Origin of the sequence: Capnocytophaga sputigena, assembly GCF_900446695.1 — a bacterium.
In the GTDB taxonomy this organism is placed as follows: domain Bacteria; phylum Bacteroidota; class Bacteroidia; order Flavobacteriales; family Flavobacteriaceae; genus Capnocytophaga; species Capnocytophaga sputigena.
The window spans coordinates 567,516-587,495 of sequence record NZ_UAVP01000008.1; the positions used below are offsets into that span (position 1 = coordinate 567,516).

Consider the following 19,980-nt stretch of genomic DNA (forward strand, 5'->3'; position numbering starts at 1 on the left):
ATGCTTCTTACAAAAACTGAAAAAACCGCAGGGATTGTTTTAGCAATCCTTCTATTATTGCTCACACTTTCAGGGAGTGGTTATTTCTTCTTCACTTTGAAAGTGAACTTCGTGCAATGGCTTGCTTACAACGCTTGCTCACCCAGCAGCTTAGTGTATTTAGCTGGCTTTATCGCCTTTTGGCTCACCAAAAAGAGCTTTTGGCTGCCCCTTGCCTTCCTGCCGATGTACTATTTCGGCACTATGGGACTCTTCACATTCACGTGGAGTGGCGCCAATATCTTTGCCCAACTGTCACATATCACGATGACACTCAACTTGCTATGGGCAGGTTACACCCTTTATCGCATCGCTGATTACAAAGGTTTTGCTCAAGGTTTGTTGTGGAGCATACTATTATTTGTGCCTTACATCGCTTTTGTGATGTACTATTGCCGCACCCACGCCGAGGAAATTAGTAACTTGTTACAAATGACAGCTTAAAATACCATATAAAGTTTGTTGATTGTAAAAAAGGTGCAATCTCACAGTGGTGAGATTGCACCTTTTTATGAATATGTTATTATTAAACAAAATAAGGTCTTACCTCGTGTTGCTCAAAATAATTTTCTACTTGTGCTACTTCATCAAGTTCTATATATTTCATTGTTTTTAGTGCTCGCAACTCTTTCCAAAGCAAGTGATTTTCTTTGAGTGATTTGTCGGGTTCTTCACCTATAAGATAATATTTACCTTTTGCATTTATGTTGTAATCTAAGGCTTGAGCAAGCGAAATAAAGCGACTAATAGTATTTTCAATACCCTGTATACCATTTTGCAAATTGAGCATATTTCCTGCTACTGGTATATTATTTTTACCTATAAAACTCACTTTGGTTTTTACTAATAAGTGTTCTATTTCTGTAGGGTGAATTTCTTTTTCAATATTCACTCTTCCTTGTGCTTTTTCAAAGAACTGTTTAGCCCGTTCTTTTTGGGTGATATTTACTACTTTCTTCTTTTCAATTTTGGTAGGATAAGGGGAAACATATCTTTCAAAAAATCTTTTAAAGATTGCTTCGTCTAATTCTATATCTATTTTGGTAGTTTTAGAAAAACGTACCAAATTATTGTTGTATTTTTCTAAATACGATAAATATGCTTCATTTACCCATTGGTGTAATAGTTCCTTTTTAGAAAACAAAGTATCCTCTTCTGTATTAAATTGATTGTACAACGATTTTAAATACTGATGAATCACCAAAAAAGCGTTTGGAGAAAACAATGATTTTAGTTTCTGTAGTTTTTCCTCTGAATAATTGAAAAACAAAGTCTCTCCTTTAGCCATAATAAGCCCTATACTAAATCTGTCATCAGAGATAGTATTAGGCGATAGGTTGATAGTACAAAGTAATGTTTCCATTATTATAGGGGATTAAAAAATTTGTGTATATGTTCTAAAAGTTTTTTCGCAAGAATCAAGCCATTGTTTTTCAAAGATATTTCGTATGGCTTTTTCATACATTGGAATATCTATTTTCCAATTGTCAGGAACTTTAGCTAAAATAGTAGGTAATTGTGCTTCACATAGCTTTACATTATTATAAAAATCAGTGATTACATCATTTACTTTCAACACAAAACCACTATTTTTCCTGAATAAAACAGTTGCTAAATTAGAGTTTAAAACGGTGTCTTCTTCAGTAAGTTCATAAATTTTGGAGCGATAAGCTGCTGAAGTGTTGAATATATCGGCGTGGTCTATTACGTAAAGCAACATAAAACCTTTATCAGTAGGGGCTAATAACAAATTGTAATTATTAGCATTTCTGTCGTCATTAGCGAGCCATATATCAAAAAGGGCTATTTTTAGAAAATCTTCTTTATTGATGATTTTTTGTGTAATTTGTTTGTTAATAATAGCGTTATTTACCTCAAAAGCTTCTTCTAACGCTTGAGAGCCAAAACATTCTTTATCAAAAAAGTTTTTTTGTAGAAATCTCTTATCTTCAAAAGGGGCTACATATTTGTCATAATCAATGCTAATAAGGGCACATTCAGGAATGTTTATATTCCATATTTTAGCAAAATGGTAAGCTAACAATTCATTGAAAAGTATATTGTTATCCTTATACTTGCAATACCATATATTCTGATCATTAGCCATCACTTTTATAGGCTTACTCCCGTGGGTAGTTAGCTGTTCTATAATAGGTTGTATGAGGTGTAGCTTTTTCATTTCGGCTACAAAAATACAAATGTTTTTTTACCCCTGCAAATTTACCCCTGTAATGAGTTCTAAATTCAAAATTTATTTCGTATCTTTGTCCCAAACTTTTAATTTCAACAAAAATGAAAAGAATAATTCTTTCCCTATTAGTTACTGCTTGCTTGACTGCGTGTAGTAAAAACGATAATGATGCTCCTGACGACAAGAAGCCTCCTGTTACTTTAGAACCCAAGGAAGCTCCTAAACCCACTGTGGGAGTATATCCTCACATTTTAACTACTACCCAGCATTTAAGACAAATGAAATCGGTTGCTGAATTTACTGTTGTCAATGGTAAGGTTACTAAATCTGTTCAGAAAGTAACTGATTTAAAAAACGGAAATATTACTACTTACATCATTGATTACAAGTACGATACTAATGGTTACCCCACCGAAATTACCACCTCTCGCGAAGGGCGCACTGTACTCGATGAGAAAGAAACTTACCGCTTTGAAAATAAAAGATTGGTAGAAAAGATTAAAATTGTAGAGGGGGGCGTTAGAACGTATACTCATAACTATTCTTACGACTCTGAAGGTAAGCTCACAAAGTATATTTACTCTTCGCTACAATACACAAACCCTAAACCAAGTGTTAGAGAAACAAACTACACTTATAGTGGCACTACTGTTTCAGCTGCTATTGTAGGTGGACATACTGAAACAATTACTTTCGACAGCCGTTGGAATAAGTTGAAAAGTGAAGAAAAATTCACTCAAACTGCCGATATTTGGGAGTATCAATACAACGATAAACCCAATCAAGCTTATGGTCATTTAGGCGACTTGCTCTACCCCGAAGAGTTTATTTCTAAAAATTGTCTTACCTTAATGAGACACATTTCAAAAGAAGAAGGCAAAGCCGATTCTATTACGGAATATCGCCGAGAATACCAATACAATGCACAAGGCAATATACGCGAAATAAAAAAATACAATTCTGACAGTAAGTTAGAAGAAACTATAACATACGAATATTAACACAAGTAACAGATAACAAGTAAAAAAATCCCTTGCAGTGCAAACTGCAAGGGATTTTTTTTAAAGTAAAGTAACTAATTCGTAATTCATCACTCGTAATTTCCTTACATTCTTTCTATATTTTTCGCTCTTGTTTTCTTTTTATTCTGTTGTTTATCAAACTGCTACATTTTTAGTTATCTATATTTTCACTATCTGATGTTTTTAGTATATCTTTAACGTTTTATCTTTGCGGCAGAATTAGGTATCAGGTATCAGGTGTCAGGCACAAACTCTTACCTCTTACCTCTTAACTTTTAACTAAAATGAAAGGAAAACAAAGAACTTTATTAAACAGTATTGGCAAGCTCGCCTTGCTACTACTTTTTAGCTTGCTTTCTACCGCCCTTTCTGCCCAAAACAAAAAGATTAGCGGAAAGGTAATCGATGAAAAACACCAGCCCGTGCTGGGGGCATCGGTGGTGGTGAAAGGCACTACTAAGGGTACTACTACCGATTTCGATGGGAATTTCACGATAGATGTACCTGCTAAAGCCACGCTATCGGTTTCATTTATAGGGTATCACACCCAAAATGTAGCAGTAGGCAACCAAAACCAACTCACTATCGTACTCAAAGAAGAACAAGAGCAGTTAGACGAGGTAGTGGTGGTAGGTTATGGTACTGTCCGCAAGAAAGACCTTACGGGGGCTGTTACTTCGGTGTCTAACAAAGCCCTCAAAGAGAAACCTATTGCCAACGCTGGGGAAGCGCTCCAAGGGCGTGCTGCTGGGGTGCAAGTAACCTCGGCGGGAAAACCTGGTGACAATGTGTCTTTTCGCATTCGCGGTATCAGTACGATTAACAACAGCGAACCGCTACTGGTTATCGATGGGGTACCTACCGACCTCGGTATCAACGCCCTCAACGTAGATGATATAGAAAATATCGACGTGCTAAAAGATGCTTCGGCAACTGCCATTTACGGTTCTCGTGGTGCTAATGGGGTGGTGTTTATCACTACCAAAAAAGGAAAAAATGGTGACGGCAAACTGTCGTTCAGTACCAATATTGCTCTCCAACAAGCCACCAACTTGCCTGTGATGCTCAACGCCCGCGAGTTTGCTTCTTATCACAACGAGATGATTGCCAACTACAATCGCACCCCTGGGGTGAGTCCGCTTTCACAACGTCCTGATTTTGCCAATCCTGAAGACTGGGGGGAAGGCACCAACTGGCTTAAAGCGCTCTTCCGTCCTGCTTTTATGCGTAACTATTCGCTTTCTTATTCAGGCGGTAACGACAAGAGCAATTACTACGTATCAGGAGGTGTGTTTGACCAAGATGGGATTATCCTCAACACTTCTTACCGCCGTTATACAGTGCAGTTCAACGGTGAGTCGCGCGTAAAACCGTGGATTAAGTTTGGCAACAACCTCACTCTCAGTCACGACGAAAAGAAATCTGGCGACTACAACATCCGTATGGCGATGGCTTCTTTGCCTACACAACCTATTTACAATGAAGACGGTAGCTACTCAGGTCCTGATTCGCCTGCTCATCAGTACAGCGATATCCGCAATGTGATAGGTACTGCCCTTATCAACGGACAAAACACTACCAAAGGCTATAACATTTTGGGGAATATCTTTGCCGAGATTACTCCTGTGAAACATTTGGTATTCAAAACTACTGGAGGTCTTGATTTTAAATATTGGGACAACCGCAGTTTCTCCCCTAAATACAACTGGAAACCTATACCCAATCCGCTCTCTAACCTCTACCAAGATGCTAACAAGAGCACTACCCTCCTCTGGGATAACACACTCACTTATACCAATACTTTTGCTCAAAAGCACTTCCTCAATGTGATGGTGGGCACCAGTGCACAAAACAACGTGTATAGCAAAATCAATGCGAGTGTGAGCAACTTCTTGAGCGACCAGCAAAACCAACTCAGCAAAGGCTTGGAAAACCCTACGGTAGGAGGTACGATGAACGATTGGGCTATCCTCTCCTTCATCGGGCGACTCAACTATACCTATGCCGATAAGTACTTGCTCACTGCTACCGTGCGTCGCGATGGTTCTTCGCGTTTCTCCAAAGAAAACCGCTGGGGTACTTTCCCTTCTTTCTCTTTGGCGTGGCGCGCATCAAATGAGTCTTTTTTCCCTAAAAACGACTATGTAAACGATGTGAAATTCCGCGTGGGTTACGGTATGACGGGTAACCAAGGCGGTATTGACAACTATGCTTATTTCACCAAATTGCGCACGGGGCAATATGTGTTCAACAATAATCTAGTTTCTACCCTCTATCCTCACGTGATGCCTAACCCTAATGTGAAATGGGAAACCGTAGAGCAATTCAACGGGGGTATTGACCTCGCGCTACTCAAAAACCGCTTAAACCTCACTTTCGATACCTATATCAAAAACACGAGTGATATGTTGGTACCTATGGCGGTATCGGTAAGCTCTGGTTATTCGGACATCAATGTGCCGAGTATCAACGCCGGTAAAGTGGAAAACAAAGGGGTAGAGCTCACTATATCATCAGTGAATGTAAATAAAAAGGACTTCCAATGGAATACTGATGTAAACATATCGTTCAACCGCAACAAAATTGTGAAGATGAACGATGGGGTGCCTTTGTTCACTGGTTTTGAGGCGTTCCTCACCAAATTGCAAATCCTCTCCGAGGGTCACCCTGTAAACGCTTTCTATGGCTATGTAATGAACGGACTTTTTCAAAACCAAACAGAGGTGGACAACTATGCTACCCAAGTGGAAAACGGTACCGCCCCTGGTGATGTGAAGTTCCGCGACCTCAACAACGACGGGGTCATCAATGCTGAAGACCGTACTTATATCGGCAATCCGTTCCCTGAATGGACATTCTCTATGAACAACAATTTCAACTACAAAAACATCGATTTGCAAATATTTTTACAAGGTGTAGCAGGTAACGATATCTACAATGCCAACCGTATATGGCAAGAGGGAATGTCGGTGCCACAAAACCAAATTGCCAAAGTAAAAGACCGTTGGACAGGCGAGGGCACTAGCAATAGCATTCCACGTGCTATCTATGGCGACCCTAACCAAAATGCGCGTCACTCTACCCGCTTTGTAGAAGATGGTTCGTATTTGCGCATCAAAAACGTAACTTTGGGGTATACACTCCCTAAAGAGGTTACCCAAAAATTCCACACCGATATGCTGCGCATATATCTGTCTTGCCAAAACCTCTATACTTTCACCAAATACAGCGGTATGGATCCCGAAGTAGGCACTGGTGGCGTTGATGGCGGTACTTACCCTATAACCCGCACAATTAGCTTTGGATTAAACGTGCAGTTTTAGGGGTCAGGCATCAGGTAATAGGTAACAAAAGAATCACTACAAATTGTTAATTGTTAATTATGAATTGTTAATTATGAAAAAGATATTATACATCACTCTATTAGCATTTCCGCTCTTCACGGCTTGTTCTAAGTTTTTAGACAAGACCCCTTACGAAGATTCAAGTGCTGAAAACATAAGCGATGCGGCATCGGCAATTGCCCTTACCAATTCGGCTTATAAACCCTTGCAACGCTCTAACCTCTACAATATGCGCCTCTGGACGCTCGACATCGTAGCAGGTAACAGCATCGTAGGCGCTGGAGGTGGTAACGACGGACTCGAAACTATCACTCTTTCCAACTTCAACGCAACTGCCGATAACCCCTTGGCGCTCGAAATATGGCGCGGTTGTAACCCTGGTATTCTCTATTGCAACACGGCTCTGAAAGCTTTGCCTTCTGCCAATATCCCTGAGGATATCAAAAACCGCTGTATCGGGGAAGCCAAATTCCTCCGCGCGCACTACTATTTCCTTTTGGTGCAACTCTTTGGCGATGTGCCTCTTCAGCTCGACCCTAAAGAGAGTTTGACTAACAAAACGCCTTTCCGCCAAAGCAAAATGAAGATATACAACGAGGTGATTATCCCCGACCTCAAAGAGGCTTTCAACCTATTGCCTACACGCGAGCAATATAGCAATGCCGATAAAGGTCGCGCCACCAAAGGCGCTGCAGCGGGTATGCTCGCTAAAGTATACCTCACCTTGGGCAGATATAGCGAAGCCCTTGAGATGTGCAACGCTGTCGAAAACCTCGGCTATACCCTCAATCCTGATTATTCCGATTGCTTTGGTGCTGCCGAACGCAACAAAAACACTGCTGAGTCTATCTTTGAAATTCAGTATTACGGACTTACCAAAGATGATTTTTGGGGCGAAGAAAACCAAGCCTCTTGGCTCAGTACTTTTATGGGTCCTCGCAATAGTGGTTGGGTAGGTGGTGCTTATGGTTGGAATCAGCCTACACAAGAGTTTGTAGACCAATACGAGGCTGGCGACCTCCGCAAGGATAAGACGATTCTCTACGAGGGTTGCCCTAATTTTGAGGGGAATGCGTACCGCGCTTCAATGTCTAACACGGGCTACAATGTGCGCAAGTTTTTAGTGCCACTAAGTCAGTCGCCCGATTTCAATACCAACCCTGCCAACTTTGTAGCGCTCCGCTTTGCCGATGTACTCCTAATGAAAGCGGAAGCCCTTAACGAATTGGGTCGCACTACAGAAGCTGAAGTGCCTTTGTACAAAGTGCGCACCCGCGCGGGTCTTACCCATCGCGCCGATATAGAGAACCTCACCCAAGCGCAAATGCGTGAGAAAATACGCCACGAACGCCGTATAGAACTCGCTTTTGAAGGACATCGTTGGTTTGATATGATTCGCTGGGACAACGGTCAGTATGCACTCAATTTCTTGCACTCCATAGGGAAAACCAACGCCCGCGAGAAACACCTGCTCTTGCCCGTCCCTCAAAAAGACCGCGACGCCAACCCCAACCTCACCCAAAACCCAGGTTGGTAGTGCGAGCCGCACAGGCAATTAAAACAAATTACTTAATTAACAAATAAAAACAATTTCACCCTTGTCGCTTTTGCGGCTTCCCTCCCCCTCGCCTTCGGAGAGGGGGAGAACGGAGGGGGTGAGGACACAAACTAATATGAAACCATACCATTTATACATCGCCTTCCTCTTACTGCTCCTTACGGGATGTAAAAAAGAGGACTATATGGAGCTCTTCAAAGAGGGAAAACCCTTTGAATTGAAAGCTCCTAAAGAAAACGTAGCCTTAGATGCTGCCAACCCCGAACAAGAAGCGGTCAAATTCACTTGGACGGCAGCTTCCAATCACGGCACCAATGCCGCTATCACCTATACCTTCCAAATGGATGTGCAAGGCAACAACTTTGCGGGAGGTATCAGCGAGAATATAGGTCGTGAAGCCTATGAGAGAGTGTATAAAAATGAAGAACTCAACAATCTATTGCTCAGCACTTTTAAAGTTGCAGTAGACACCGAAGTTACGATGGAAGTACGCATCATTGCTCAAGTAGCTTCTGGCGAGGGAATGAAACAACACACCAACGTGAAGACGGTAGTGTTCAAAACGCATACCCCTATCAGCAATACGTTGTATATCATTGGTAGTGCCGCCCCTCACGGTTGGAGTGCCGATCAAGCCGAAGAGATGAAACCCGTTGAGGGTACTCCTAAAGCCTTTGCGTGGTCAGGACGATTGTCTGCTGGAGAAATCAAGTTCATCACTACCAAAGGTCAGTTTATACCATCGTATGGCAAAGGCAGTAATAATAGCGAGTTGCACTTCCGCAAAACCGATGCCGATACGAGTGATAAGAAATTTACAATTGCCGAAAATGGTGTCTATACCGTGAAAGTGAACCTCATCAATCTCACCATAAGCATCACCAAAGGCGAAGCGCCTGAATATACCGAGTTGTGGTTCGTAGGTGAACCTACTGGTTGGAGCTTCAAGAAAATGACTGTAGACCCTGCCGACCCATTTGTGTTCCACTACAATGCCGATTTAGGCAATGGAGGTGAGTTCAAAATAGGCACTAAAGAAGGCGATTGGTTAGCAGTATTTTTCCGTCCGAAAGAAAATAATACGGTTGAAGGTAGCGACCTCCCTGTGAAGAAATGGGCAGGCGACCCTGATAACAAATGGAAAATTGCAGCAGGCACTTACAAGATTACCCTCAACACTCGTACGATGAAGATTGACATTGTGCCTTTCACTCCTTATGCAGGAATGTATATGATTGGTAGTGCGACCGATGCTGGTTGGGATATCAACAATCCTATCGCTATGACTGTCGATAGTAGCAATCCTAATGTCTTTACGTGGGAAGGCGACTTGAAAGCGGGCGAACTCAAATTCTCTTGCGACAAGAAAAGCGATTGGGGTGGCGACTGGTTCTTGGCTGCTAAAGCTGATAAAGCACCTGCTGGTGTTGAAGAACCGATGATTTTCAGCGCCCACGGCTCTAACCCCGATAACAAGTGGAAAATCAGCGAGGCAGGCACCTACAAAATCACCCTCAACCAACTTACCCAAACGGTAGTAATTAAAAAACAATAAGTTAAAAAGTCTCCACATACCCAGCTGTGTGCACTCGCTGTCTTCCCCCAAGGGGAGGGAGTTTAAGAGAGTTCAAGAACAAAACATCTTTATACGTGTTAAACAACCCTCCTTTCCGTTCGCATCTGCGGATTGCCCCTCTCTCCTTGGGAGAGAGGGAACGGGAGAGAGGCATTGTTAATTGTTAATTATTAATTATTAATTGAAAATGAAAGCTTTATATACTCTATTCTTCGCCACTACGCTCAGCCTCTTCTCTTGCGAGAAGAACGATACGCCTAGCAACAACCCTATTACATTCGGCGAAACTTATTTGAAAATAGATATCAGCACCGATAAGGCGGTCTATACCCCTAGTAGCACGGTGCGCTTCTCCTTGGCGAGTATGCCCTCTGGTTCCTACAAAGTGCGCTACTCTCACTTAGGCGAAATCATTAAAGAAGAACCTCTTACCAGCGCCTCTTGGCAATGGGTAACCCCTGCCGATGACTACCGAGGTTATTTGGTGGAAATATACCAAGAAGCAGGCGGTAAACAAAATACTTACGGCAGTATCGCTGTGGATGTCTCTTCCGATTGGACAAAATTCCCTCGCTATGGCTTCTTGTCTTCTTACGGCAAAAACGAACCTATTGAGAAGAATATCGACTTTATGAATCGCTGTCATATCAACGGCATTCAGTTCTACGACTGGATGTACGACCACCACAAACCACTGGCTGGCACCCCTCAAAACCCTGCTAATGAGTGGCCTGACCTCTTCAAACGTCCCACTTTTCTTTCTACTGTACATGGCTATATCAGCGCTGCTCATAGCAAGGGTATGAAAGCGATGTTCTACAACTTGGCTTTTGGGGCGCTCAAAAATGCCGAAGCCGATGGAGTTGCCAAAGAATGGTTTCTCTATAAAGACAACCAACACAAAGAGAAAGATGCACACCTGTTAGGCGACTTTGCCCGCAGTAGTATCTACCTCATTAACCCTGGCAATGCGCACTGGCAAAACTACTTAGCAGGGCGCAACAGCGATGTCTATGCCGTTTTTGGTTTCGATGGCTATCATATCGACCAACTCGGAGGGCGTGGCACAGTGTACGATTACAATGGCAATAGCATAGATCTCTTGCCTCAGTACGCTTCGTTTATCAATGCGATGAAAAGCACACACCCCGATAAACGCCTTGTGATGAACGCGGTAGGACAATACGGTCAAACCGAAATTGCAGGTACCAATAAAGTGGATTTTCTTTATACCGAAGTATGGGACGAAAAAACCTACGACCAGTTAGCTCGCATTATCCTCGACAACTACAATCGTAGCAACAACCAACTCAAAACGGTATTGGCTGCCTATATGGATTACGAAAAATCTAAGAATGCAGGTTTTGTAAACGAACCTGGCGTATTGCTCACCAATGCCGTGATTTTTGCCTTTGGAGGGGCTCATTTAGAGATAGGCGAACACTACCTCGCCAATGAGTATTTCCCTAACAAAAACCTTCAAATGAAAGCCGACCTCAAAAAAGCGCTCATCACCTACTACGATTTCTTGGTGGCTTACCAAAACCTATTGCGCGAGGGCGGTAGCTATACCTCAGCGCAGGTAACTGCCGAAAATGCAACCATAGCGGCTTGGCCTGCTGCGAAGGATAAAGTGGCGGCTCTCACCAAAACCGTGAACGGCAAGGATATAGTGCATCTTATCAATTTCAACGGGGTAACCTCTATGGACTGGCGTGATACCAACGGTACTCAAAAGAAACCTACCACAGTAACCGACCTTAAAACTACCGTTGCTGTAACTGCACACCCCAAAAAAGTATGGTTCGCCACCCCCGACCTCTTTGGCGGTGCTCCTCGTGCCGTAGAATTTACCTATAACAACAACCAAATCACCTTCACCCTCCCCTCCCTTAGCTATTGGGATATGGTGGTGATAGAGTATTAATAAAAAAATTAGCAGATTAGCAAATTTTCTCATTTGCTAATCTGCTAACTAATAAAATAGGCTAATTATACTTATAGTTTTTCTTTCTTTAAAACCTCTAAAACAGTATAGTGAGGTAGATATATCTCATCTTGATAGGGTTCTCGGTTAAGAATTTTTTGTTCGCGAAGTACTTTTACAGTATAACGATAACCCGCTTCATAAGTGTCGAATTTTAAATATTCTTTAGCAACCATAAAAGTATTGTTAGATTCATCAGTAACCCTGTAACATTCTGTTTTAAAGTTGCCTGCACCCATTTGAAGAGTACATTCCTCTAAATGCCCGTCAATCACAAAAGTGTGATAACTCTTTTGAATTTCAAATTCAGGTTTTTCTTTTTTACAAGAAAGCAAAAACAACAAGGTAATAAGTGTGTAAAAAATAGTATTTTTCATAAGGAATAGATTTTAAATTCGAGACAAAGATACTGTTTTATTTCTATAAATACAATTTTAATCTTTATTTTCAGAGATTATCCCCTTCACTTTTAAGAATTGTTCCCTTTCGGGGAAGCCTGTGAAGGCTCATAACTGAGTATATACACAACAATTGTGAGTAAGTGAATAAGGGGACAATCCACAAATTGACAAATCAATGAGATTTCTTACTTTCATAACAATAACTATCCTCTCCTGTGCTACTGCTGTAGCGCAGGAGTTATTTTCGCCTAACAAAGCGCTGAAACTCTCTTTTTCGCTCAGCGCGGAAGGTACACCTACCTATTCGCTTTTTTACAAGGGAAAAGAAGTAGTTAAACCGAGTAGATTAGGTTTTGAACTATTTAGCTCCAATGAAGTGAAATTTGGCGCTGAAATCACCAAAAAAGAGGGAGCAAACACCTCTCTCTACCATAATTTTGAAGTGGTGAATACCCAAAATACAACCGTTGATGAAACTTGGCAACCCGTATGGGGCGAAAGCCAAAATATTCGCAACCACTACAACGAGCTATTGGTGAGCCTCAAACAGAAGGACACCCACCGAGAAATGCACCTGCGTTTTAGATTGTTTGACGACGGATTGGGCTTCCGCTATGAGTTCCCCGAACAAAAGCAAATGCCTTACTTTGTGATTAAAGAAGAACGCACCGAGTTTGCAATGACGGGTGATCACCAAGCGTGGTGGATACCCGGCGATTACGATACCCAAGAGTACGACTATCAGCAATCACGCCTCTCCGAAATACGCGCTATCAACCAAAAAGGGCGTCAGGCAAATTTAGCACAAACAGGATTTTCGGATACAGGTGTACAAACTGCTTTGATGCTCAAAACTGACGATGGTTTGTACATCAACCTGCACGAGGCTGCTTTGGTGAACTACGGAGCGATGCACCTCAACCTCAACGATAAGACCTTCGTGTTCCAATCGTGGATTACCCCCGATGCCAACGGCGCCAAAGGTTATATGCAAACCCCTGCCCAAACGCCTTGGCGCACAGTAATTGTAAGCGATGATGCCCGCGATATTTTAGCTTCGGATATTACCCTCAACCTCAACGAACCTTGTGCTTTGGCTGATACTTCGTGGATTCACCCGATGAAGTACGTAGGGGTATGGTGGGAAATGATTACCGGTATGAAAGAATGGTCGTATACTTACGATGTTCCCAGTGTGCATATCGGTAAAACCGATTACACCACCCTCAAACCCCACGGCAAGCACGGGGCTACTACCGAAAATGTCAAGAAATACATCGACTTTGCCGCCGAAAATGGTTTTGATGGCGTACTCGTAGAAGGTTGGAACATAGGATGGGAAGATTGGTTTGGACATTCTAAAGATTTGGTATTCGACTTCCAAACACCTTACCCCGATTTTGATATCGAAGGCATTCACCAATACGCCAAAAGCAAGGGAATTAAGATGATTATGCACCACGAAACTTCCTCGTCTATTCGCAACTACGAGCGTTTTATGGACAAAGCCTATCAGCTAATGAACCAATACGAATACCCCGCCGTAAAAAGTGGTTATGTGGGCAATATCATTCCGCGAGGCGAAAACCATTACAGTCAGTGGGTGAACAATCACTACCTTTATGCTATTAAAAAAGCCGCCGACTACCGCATTATGGTGAATGCCCACGAGGCAGTGCGCCCTACGGGTTTGTGTCGCACCTATCCTAACCTTATAGGCAACGAGTCGGCACGCGGAGGTGAGTACCAAGCCTTTGGCGGCAGCAAGCCCAATCACGTGTGTGTATTGCCCTTCACCCGACTTATTGGCGGACCAATGGACTATACCCCTGGGGTGTTTGAAATGGACATCAGCAAGAACAACCCCAACAACCATTCACACTGCAATGCCACTTTGGCAAACCAATTGGCATTGTACGTAACGATGAGCAGTCCGCTACAAATGGCATCCGACCTGCCAGAGAACTACCGCCGTTTTCCCGATGCTTTTCAGTTTATCAAAGAAGTTGCCCTCGATTGGAGCGAAAGCCACTATTTAGAAGCCGAACCAGGGGATTATATCACTGTGGCGCGCAAAGCCAAAGGCACTCGCAATTGGTTTATAGGCAATACAGCTGGCAAGGATTTTACCTCTAAGATTCATTTCAGTTTCTTAGAGCCCAAAACTACTTATGTAGCCACTATCTACGCCGATGCCAAAGATGCCAACTACCAAAGCAATCCGCAAGCCTATACCATTCAAAAAGTATTGGTAACCAACAAGAGCAAACTCACCCTGCACTCAGTAGCAGGCGGGGGTTATGCCATTAGTTTGTACCCCCTCACCGATAAGGCACAAGCCAAAGGATTAAAAAAACGATAGCAATTACAGTAATATAATAGTGAAAAAAAAGCTGCTAAGCGACGTGCTTAGCAGCTTTTTTAAATGTTAAATTTTCTTTAAAGAAATTTAGGTTACTGTAAGGTAAATGGGTGGAGGTGGTCAGACCTCCACCCCACCTCTTTTTTATTTTATGGGGCAAAGATAATACATTTTTTTTGTAACCACCAAACAAACTTACCAATTTGCTAATTTCCTAATTTTCCTTATTTTTGCCTTTACAAATAAAATTTCTATGAAGAAAGACCTCTTTTTCCCTGCTATTCTTGTAGGAATGCTTTTTGCTGCCCTTTATATCTACCTTGTTGCTGAATTTGCCACAGGTTTATATACAGAAGCGTGGTTTCTTTTTCTCCCTATCCCCTTGATTTTAGGGATATGGACATTCTATGCTATCTGCTGCAAGCACAAAATATCCTCCCTTATAGCGATAGGTTGTACCATTGCTTTTTTTGCGTGGATAATGGACGAATTAGATGTTTCTTTCTCTAAACTGAGAGCAGAAAAAACCTTGCCTATAGTTTACCGAGATTATAAAGATTTAGAGTATGATATATCAACTTGCGCCGAAGAAGGAGGAAATTGTATTTACGAAGTTCCTACTAATGAATCGGAAGATTTAACAAGTTGTTTTCTCAATCGCCGAAATGAAGTGGTTATGGTTAAAGAAGATAGAATGTCTTCTTATATTTTGAAATTCGATACCTTAGGCTATCAACAATCAATGGGTATTGCAACCGATAGAGACCATAAAAAAACTGCTTATATTTTAGATAATTATGTAATCAATATAGATAAAAATACCTATAGCACATTCTTCCTAAACGATGGTGAAAATTTCCTACCAATGACCTTTATCGAAGCATCTAAAAAATGGACACCAGCACAGCAACAAAACTTTTTTGAAAACAATGTGAAAACTAAAGCCTCTTGTTTTAAAATAGTAAAGGGAGAACAGAATAAAGTCTTCTTCTTAAAAGACGACAAATGGCAATATTTCTACACCGATATAGAAAGTGCTTCCTTTGGCAAAGACACCCTAAAAACACAATACAATTACCCTGAACTATTCGATGAAAAACGTTTTCCTAAACAAGAAAAAAGCTTAACTCGCAACTATATACGTCCGCAGTACGTACAAACCTACCGAGATAACTTTGGCTATACTACCATTTTGTATTATCATATTGTGAAACCTTCACTTACCTATCATCTAAAAACTCGTTTCAAAACTGTAAAATCTCAAGAAGAACTGCGTTCCCTCCCTACCTATTACTTTAAAAATGATACCGAAACTATAGAAACTTTTGGGTGGATAAGTCTGTATAGCCATAAACATTTGCAATATCAATTATTGAGAATAGGAAATCAAACATATAGAATAGGAAACTAAAATCTAATTTGCTAATTGGCAAATTGACAAATTTTTCTTACTTTTGCCTCTGAAAATTAATGTTTGAAAATGAAGTACAAAAGCCTTATCATAACCCTCCTACTACTCCCCTACTGCGCTTTGGCGCAAATGGCGCAAAATCAAACGCTCATTCACGACCTCACCGCACTTATCAAACAGAAAGATAACTACACACAGCAAAAAGAACGCAAAATAAAGGAAGCTATCGACTTGTTACGAGTGCCCAATGCCTCTGCTGAACAACGTTATGCTATCAACCAACGCCTCTTCGACGAGTTTAAAACTTATATATCCGACTCGGCGGTGAACTATGTGAAAGAGAATATCCGCATCGCTGAAGAACTCCAAAAAACCGACCTCCAAAACGATTCCCGCCTTTCCCTCGCCTCTCTCTACATCATTTCCGGCAACTACTTAGATGCTGCCGACCTGCTCAGGGCTATTGATAAAGAACAACTGCAAGAACCTCAGCTCATTCAGTACTACAACTGCTACCTCAACCTCTACAACAACTACGCTTTCAACAACCCTGATGCCAAAACCTATATCGCCAAAAGCGATGCCTACCGCGACCTTCTTCTTAACTTAGTAGATAAGAATTCCACTCACTATATCCTCCTCTATGCCGGTGTGCTCACCGATGCCGGCAGATATGACGAAGCCGAAAAACTCCTCCTCGACCGCTTTGCCCTAATGCACACCGATGAACACGAAAAAGCCGTATTAGGCTATGTGCTCGGCACGCTCTACAAAAAGAAAAAGAATGTCCCTAAACAAATAGAATACTTTGCTATTTCGGCGAGTTGCGACATCAAAGATGCGATTAAAGAAAATGCCTCGATGCTCGAACTTGCCTCAGCGCTCTTTCAATTAGGCGAAGTAGAGAACGCTTATACTTGTATCAAATCGGCGATGGAAGACGCTACTTTTTGCAACGCTCAACTGCGTTCCGATGAGGTGATGAAGATTTTCCCTATCATCGAAAAAGCCTATCAGGAACGCATTCACAGTCAGAATACCAAACTGCGCAACGCCCTGCTGTTAGTAGGGTTGTTTGCCGTTTTCCTCATCATTGCCGTAGTATTGGTTACCCGCCAAATGAAGCGCATCGCCAAAATACGCAAGGAACTCTACCACAAAAACCAAGATTTAAAGCAACTCAACGAACACCTGCGCGAGGTAGTAACCCAACTCAACGAAAGCAACGAAGTAAAAGAAGCCTATATAGGCGAGTTTTTCAACTTGTGTTCGGTGTACATCAGCAAATTAGAGAAATACCAAAAAATGCTCACCAAAAAGGCAAAAGACCGCAATTGGGACGAACTCAACAAAGTACTCCGCTCTACCGAGATGATAGAGCAAGAGCTGAAAGAGTTCTACAAGCTGTTCGACGATATTTTCTTGCATCTATTCCCCCACTTTATCACCGAGTTCAACGCTCTATTAGCCGAAGACGAGCGTTTTGCCCCCAAACCTCACGAAATGAGCCCCGAGTTGCGCATCTTTGCCCTTATCCGCTTAGGCATCACCGATAGTTCTAAAATAGCTACTTTCTTGCACTATTCCACCAATACGATTTACAACTATCGCACCCGCGTGCGCAACAAAGCTATCGTACCGAGAGAAACTTTTGAAGAAATGGTAATGAAAATCGGGAAACGCTAACGCAAAAAATAAGCTACTTTATTGCCAATCATTTTCTTTTTTGTAATTTTGTAGCGATAAAGAAATACAACCAGAAGAAATTAATAAACAAATGAAAAAAATAGTAGTAACCGGTGGATTGGGCTTTATAGGCTCTCACACTGTGGTAGAATTGCAAAACGCTGGCTTTGACGTGGTTATTATCGATAACCTTTCCAATGCCCAAGAAAGCGTGTTAGAACACATTACTAAAATCACTGGCAAAAAGCCTCTCTTCGAGAAATTCGACCTCCGCGACAAAGCCGATGTGCAAGACTTCTTCAAACGTCATCGCGATGTACAAGGACTTATACACTTCGCTGCCTCTAAAGCAGTAGGCGAAAGTGTGGAAAAACCGCTTTTATACTACGAAAATAACCTCACTTCATTGGTATATCTGTTGCAAGAACTCAGCAAGTTGCCCAAAGCACACTTCATTTTTAGTTCTTCTTGTACCGTGTACGGTCAGGCAGATGAGTTGCCTATCACTGAGAATGCTCCTGTGAAAAAAGCCGAATCGCCTTATGGTAACACCAAACAAATCAGTGAGGAGATTATTGCCGACACTTGTAAGGTTACCCCTTCGCTCAACGCGATTGCCTTGCGCTACTTCAACCCTATAGGGGCACACCCTTCAGCTGAAATAGGCGAACTTCCCTTAGGCGTACCTCAAAACTTAGTGCCTTATATCACCCAAATGGCTATAGGCTTGCGCGAAAAACTCTCCGTTTTTGGCGGCGACTACCCTACCCCCGATGGCACTTGTATTCGCGATTATATTCACGTAGTGGATTTGGCAAAAGCTCACGTGATTGCGCTTCAACGTTTGTTAGAAAGCAAGAATACTGAAAACTATGAAGTTTTCAATATAGGAACTGGTAAAGGTAGTACTGTTTTGGAAGTTATCCAAAGCTTTGAAAGGGTATCGGGCAAGAAATTGAACTACCAAATTGTAGGTAGACGTGCTGGTGATATCACTGCTGCTTACGCCAATACTGATAAAGCCAACAAAGTACTCGGTTGGAAAGCCCAAAGTTCTTTAGACGATGCAATGCGCTCGGCTTGGCAATGGGAACAGAAGGTGAGAAGTGAGAAGTGAAAAATGAAAAGTGAAAAGTGAAAAATGGCTGTTCAGGCGAGGACTGAACAGCCATTGTTGTTTAAAGGTTTAAATTTTTCAATTCCTGCTCTACATCAATATTGAGGATATGATAAAGCGTTTTGCGCGAAATAAAGAATTTAGGATAGATAAACTCTCGCCAAATCACCGTAATAGGGATATAACGCGCATCGTGAGCGTTGAACTCATTCATTACCGCTTGGTAGCGCAGTAGTTGGTTGCGACGGCAAGTCTCCCGACTCCCATTGCCTTTAGATTTCATTGTTGTTTTCATTGTTGTATAAATTGTTATTGATTATTCTATAAATAATTGTAACACATAGAGAAACACTAAAAAGGTGGTGATCTATTCATAGTTTTGCGATTTATTAACCCTGCAAAAATATAGACTTTATCTCTAATACACAAATATTTTTAGAGTATTTTTCTAAAATTCTTAGAATAGTAGTTTTAAGACATTAATTCTCAAGATATAAAAAAAACCTCCCCTTGCAAAAGATTTGCAAGGGGAGGTTTTTGTTTTAAAGGAGTGTTATTTTAGACACTCTTTTTATAACATTTAGCTTTAAGGTCTTTTGTTGTTACACATATATCGTACCCCATTTCTTTTAACCCTTTAATAAGTTCAAAATCACAAGTCCATATTTTATGTCGTTTTTCAAGATGAAGAGCTATAAAAGGATAATCATCGGGGTCAACAAACTGAGCTATCTCTTCAGCTTTGTCTAAATACTTTTGAGGAATATCATCTACTTTGAAAAAAGTAATGTTTTGAATAAATTCTTTTAGAAGAGCTGTTGCTTGTTTCTTAGTAAGATTATTATTTTTCATAATCTTAGGCAAATGTTCTTCTATTTCTTCTAAAAGGTAATCTGGAGCTATAAACTGAATTCTCTTCTTTTTGTCTTTCAAAATATTAGCGATTGCTCCATCAGGTTTATAAAAACAACTATAGATAATATTAGTATCTGAAATAACTATCATATCGCTTGTTTTTCTTTCTTTTTAGCAAGATCCTCTCTCCAACGGCGTGCAATATTTCTGTTGGATTCTTTAGACATAGCCATTATTTCTTCACGGAATTTTATAGGAATACCATACTCGTCTTCTTCAAGCTCCTCTGTAATAGGAGCTACTTCTTTAGGTTCTTTTATCTTGGTAACCTTTACAAAATCAAGACTTTTTGCATATTTTACAAAATTCATAGCTGTTGGGCTATCATTGGTAATGGTAAGGGTATAAGGCATAATATTCAGTATTTTTTT

At 41.3% G+C, this 19,980-nt stretch carries 16 protein-coding genes; 10 read left to right on the forward strand and 6 right to left on the reverse strand.

Going from position 1 to position 19,980, the window contains the following annotated elements:
- On the forward strand, positions 1-483 hold the full coding sequence (locus DR017_RS09070) for a hypothetical protein (RefSeq protein WP_002682048.1): 483 nt from the start codon (positions 1-3) through the stop codon (positions 481-483).
- 82 nt (positions 484-565) lie between these two features.
- Here DR017_RS09070 and DR017_RS09075 read toward each other — a convergent pair whose 3' ends face one another.
- Both DR017_RS09075 and DR017_RS09080 read right to left on the reverse strand, forming a co-directional pair.
- The gene (locus DR017_RS09075; protein ID WP_002682050.1) at positions 566-1,402 is read right to left on the reverse strand and encodes a hypothetical protein; all 837 of its coding nucleotides are present in this window, start codon (positions 1,400-1,402) and stop codon (positions 566-568) included.
- A 12-nt stretch (positions 1,403-1,414) separates the two neighbouring features.
- Positions 1,415-2,218, reverse strand: coding sequence for a HipA family kinase (locus DR017_RS09080; protein ID WP_002682049.1), 804 nt, complete (start codon positions 2,216-2,218; stop codon positions 1,415-1,417).
- Between the two features lie 113 nt (positions 2,219-2,331).
- Between DR017_RS09080 and DR017_RS09085 the strand changes: the two genes are divergently transcribed.
- The 5 genes from DR017_RS09085 (at position 2,332) to DR017_RS09105 (ending at position 11,657) form a co-directional block, all read left to right on the forward strand.
- On the forward strand, positions 2,332-3,231 hold the full coding sequence (locus DR017_RS09085) for a hypothetical protein (RefSeq protein ID WP_095909106.1): 900 nt from the start codon (positions 2,332-2,334) through the stop codon (positions 3,229-3,231).
- A gap of 305 nt (positions 3,232-3,536) precedes the next feature.
- Positions 3,537-6,575 (forward strand): SusC/RagA family TonB-linked outer membrane protein, encoded by a 3,039-nt coding sequence (locus tag DR017_RS09090; protein WP_040361290.1) that lies wholly within the window; start codon positions 3,537-3,539, stop codon positions 6,573-6,575.
- 73 nt (positions 6,576-6,648) lie between these two features.
- Positions 6,649-8,133: a RagB/SusD family nutrient uptake outer membrane protein gene (locus DR017_RS09095; protein ID WP_002679728.1), complete on the forward strand. Its 1,485-nt coding sequence runs from the start codon at positions 6,649-6,651 to the stop codon at positions 8,131-8,133.
- Positions 8,134-8,269: 136 nt separating this feature from the next.
- Entirely contained in the window at positions 8,270-9,709 is a 1,440-nt protein-coding gene (locus tag DR017_RS09100) for a SusE domain-containing protein (RefSeq protein ID WP_040361301.1), read from the forward strand.
- Between the two features lie 208 nt (positions 9,710-9,917).
- A complete protein-coding gene (locus DR017_RS09105) occupies positions 9,918-11,657 on the forward strand; it encodes an endo-dextranase (RefSeq protein WP_002679738.1) in 1,740 nt (579 codons plus the stop codon).
- A gap of 71 nt (positions 11,658-11,728) precedes the next feature.
- Here DR017_RS09105 and DR017_RS09110 read toward each other — a convergent pair whose 3' ends face one another.
- Complete coding sequence (locus tag DR017_RS09110; RefSeq protein ID WP_002679712.1) at positions 11,729-12,094, reverse strand: hypothetical protein; 366 nt, start codon at positions 12,092-12,094, stop codon at positions 11,729-11,731.
- Between the two features lie 199 nt (positions 12,095-12,293).
- Between DR017_RS09110 and DR017_RS09115 the strand changes: the two genes are divergently transcribed.
- The 4 genes from DR017_RS09115 to galE all read left to right on the forward strand — a co-directional run bounded on the left by DR017_RS09115 (position 12,294) and on the right by galE (position 18,694).
- Entirely contained in the window at positions 12,294-14,480 is a 2,187-nt protein-coding gene (locus tag DR017_RS09115) for a glycoside hydrolase family 97 protein (RefSeq protein WP_002679797.1), read from the forward strand.
- Between the two features lie 253 nt (positions 14,481-14,733).
- A complete protein-coding gene (locus tag DR017_RS09120; protein ID WP_002679553.1) occupies positions 14,734-15,891 on the forward strand; it encodes a hypothetical protein in 1,158 nt (385 codons plus the stop codon).
- Between the two features lie 69 nt (positions 15,892-15,960).
- Complete coding sequence (gene susR / locus DR017_RS09125; protein ID WP_040361287.1) at positions 15,961-17,577, forward strand: SusR family glycan utilization regulator; 1,617 nt, start codon at positions 15,961-15,963, stop codon at positions 17,575-17,577.
- A gap of 91 nt (positions 17,578-17,668) precedes the next feature.
- The gene (gene galE, locus DR017_RS09130) at positions 17,669-18,694 is read left to right on the forward strand and encodes a UDP-glucose 4-epimerase GalE (protein WP_002679720.1); all 1,026 of its coding nucleotides are present in this window, start codon (positions 17,669-17,671) and stop codon (positions 18,692-18,694) included.
- A gap of 61 nt (positions 18,695-18,755) precedes the next feature.
- On the opposite strand, the gene DR017_RS09135 is transcribed toward galE, so the two are convergent.
- The 3 genes from DR017_RS09135 to DR017_RS09150 all read right to left on the reverse strand — a co-directional run bounded on the left by DR017_RS09135 (position 18,756) and on the right by DR017_RS09150 (position 19,962).
- A complete protein-coding gene (locus DR017_RS09135) occupies positions 18,756-18,989 on the reverse strand; it encodes a hypothetical protein (RefSeq protein ID WP_002679563.1) in 234 nt (77 codons plus the stop codon).
- Between the two features lie 263 nt (positions 18,990-19,252).
- Complete coding sequence (locus DR017_RS09145; RefSeq protein ID WP_002679647.1) at positions 19,253-19,699, reverse strand: PIN domain-containing protein; 447 nt, start codon at positions 19,697-19,699, stop codon at positions 19,253-19,255.
- Positions 19,696-19,962, reverse strand: coding sequence for a hypothetical protein (locus DR017_RS09150; protein WP_002679686.1), 267 nt, complete (start codon positions 19,960-19,962; stop codon positions 19,696-19,698). The genes DR017_RS09145 and DR017_RS09150 overlap by 4 nt, the downstream gene beginning before the upstream one ends.
- Positions 19,963-19,980: the final 18 nt, after the last annotated feature.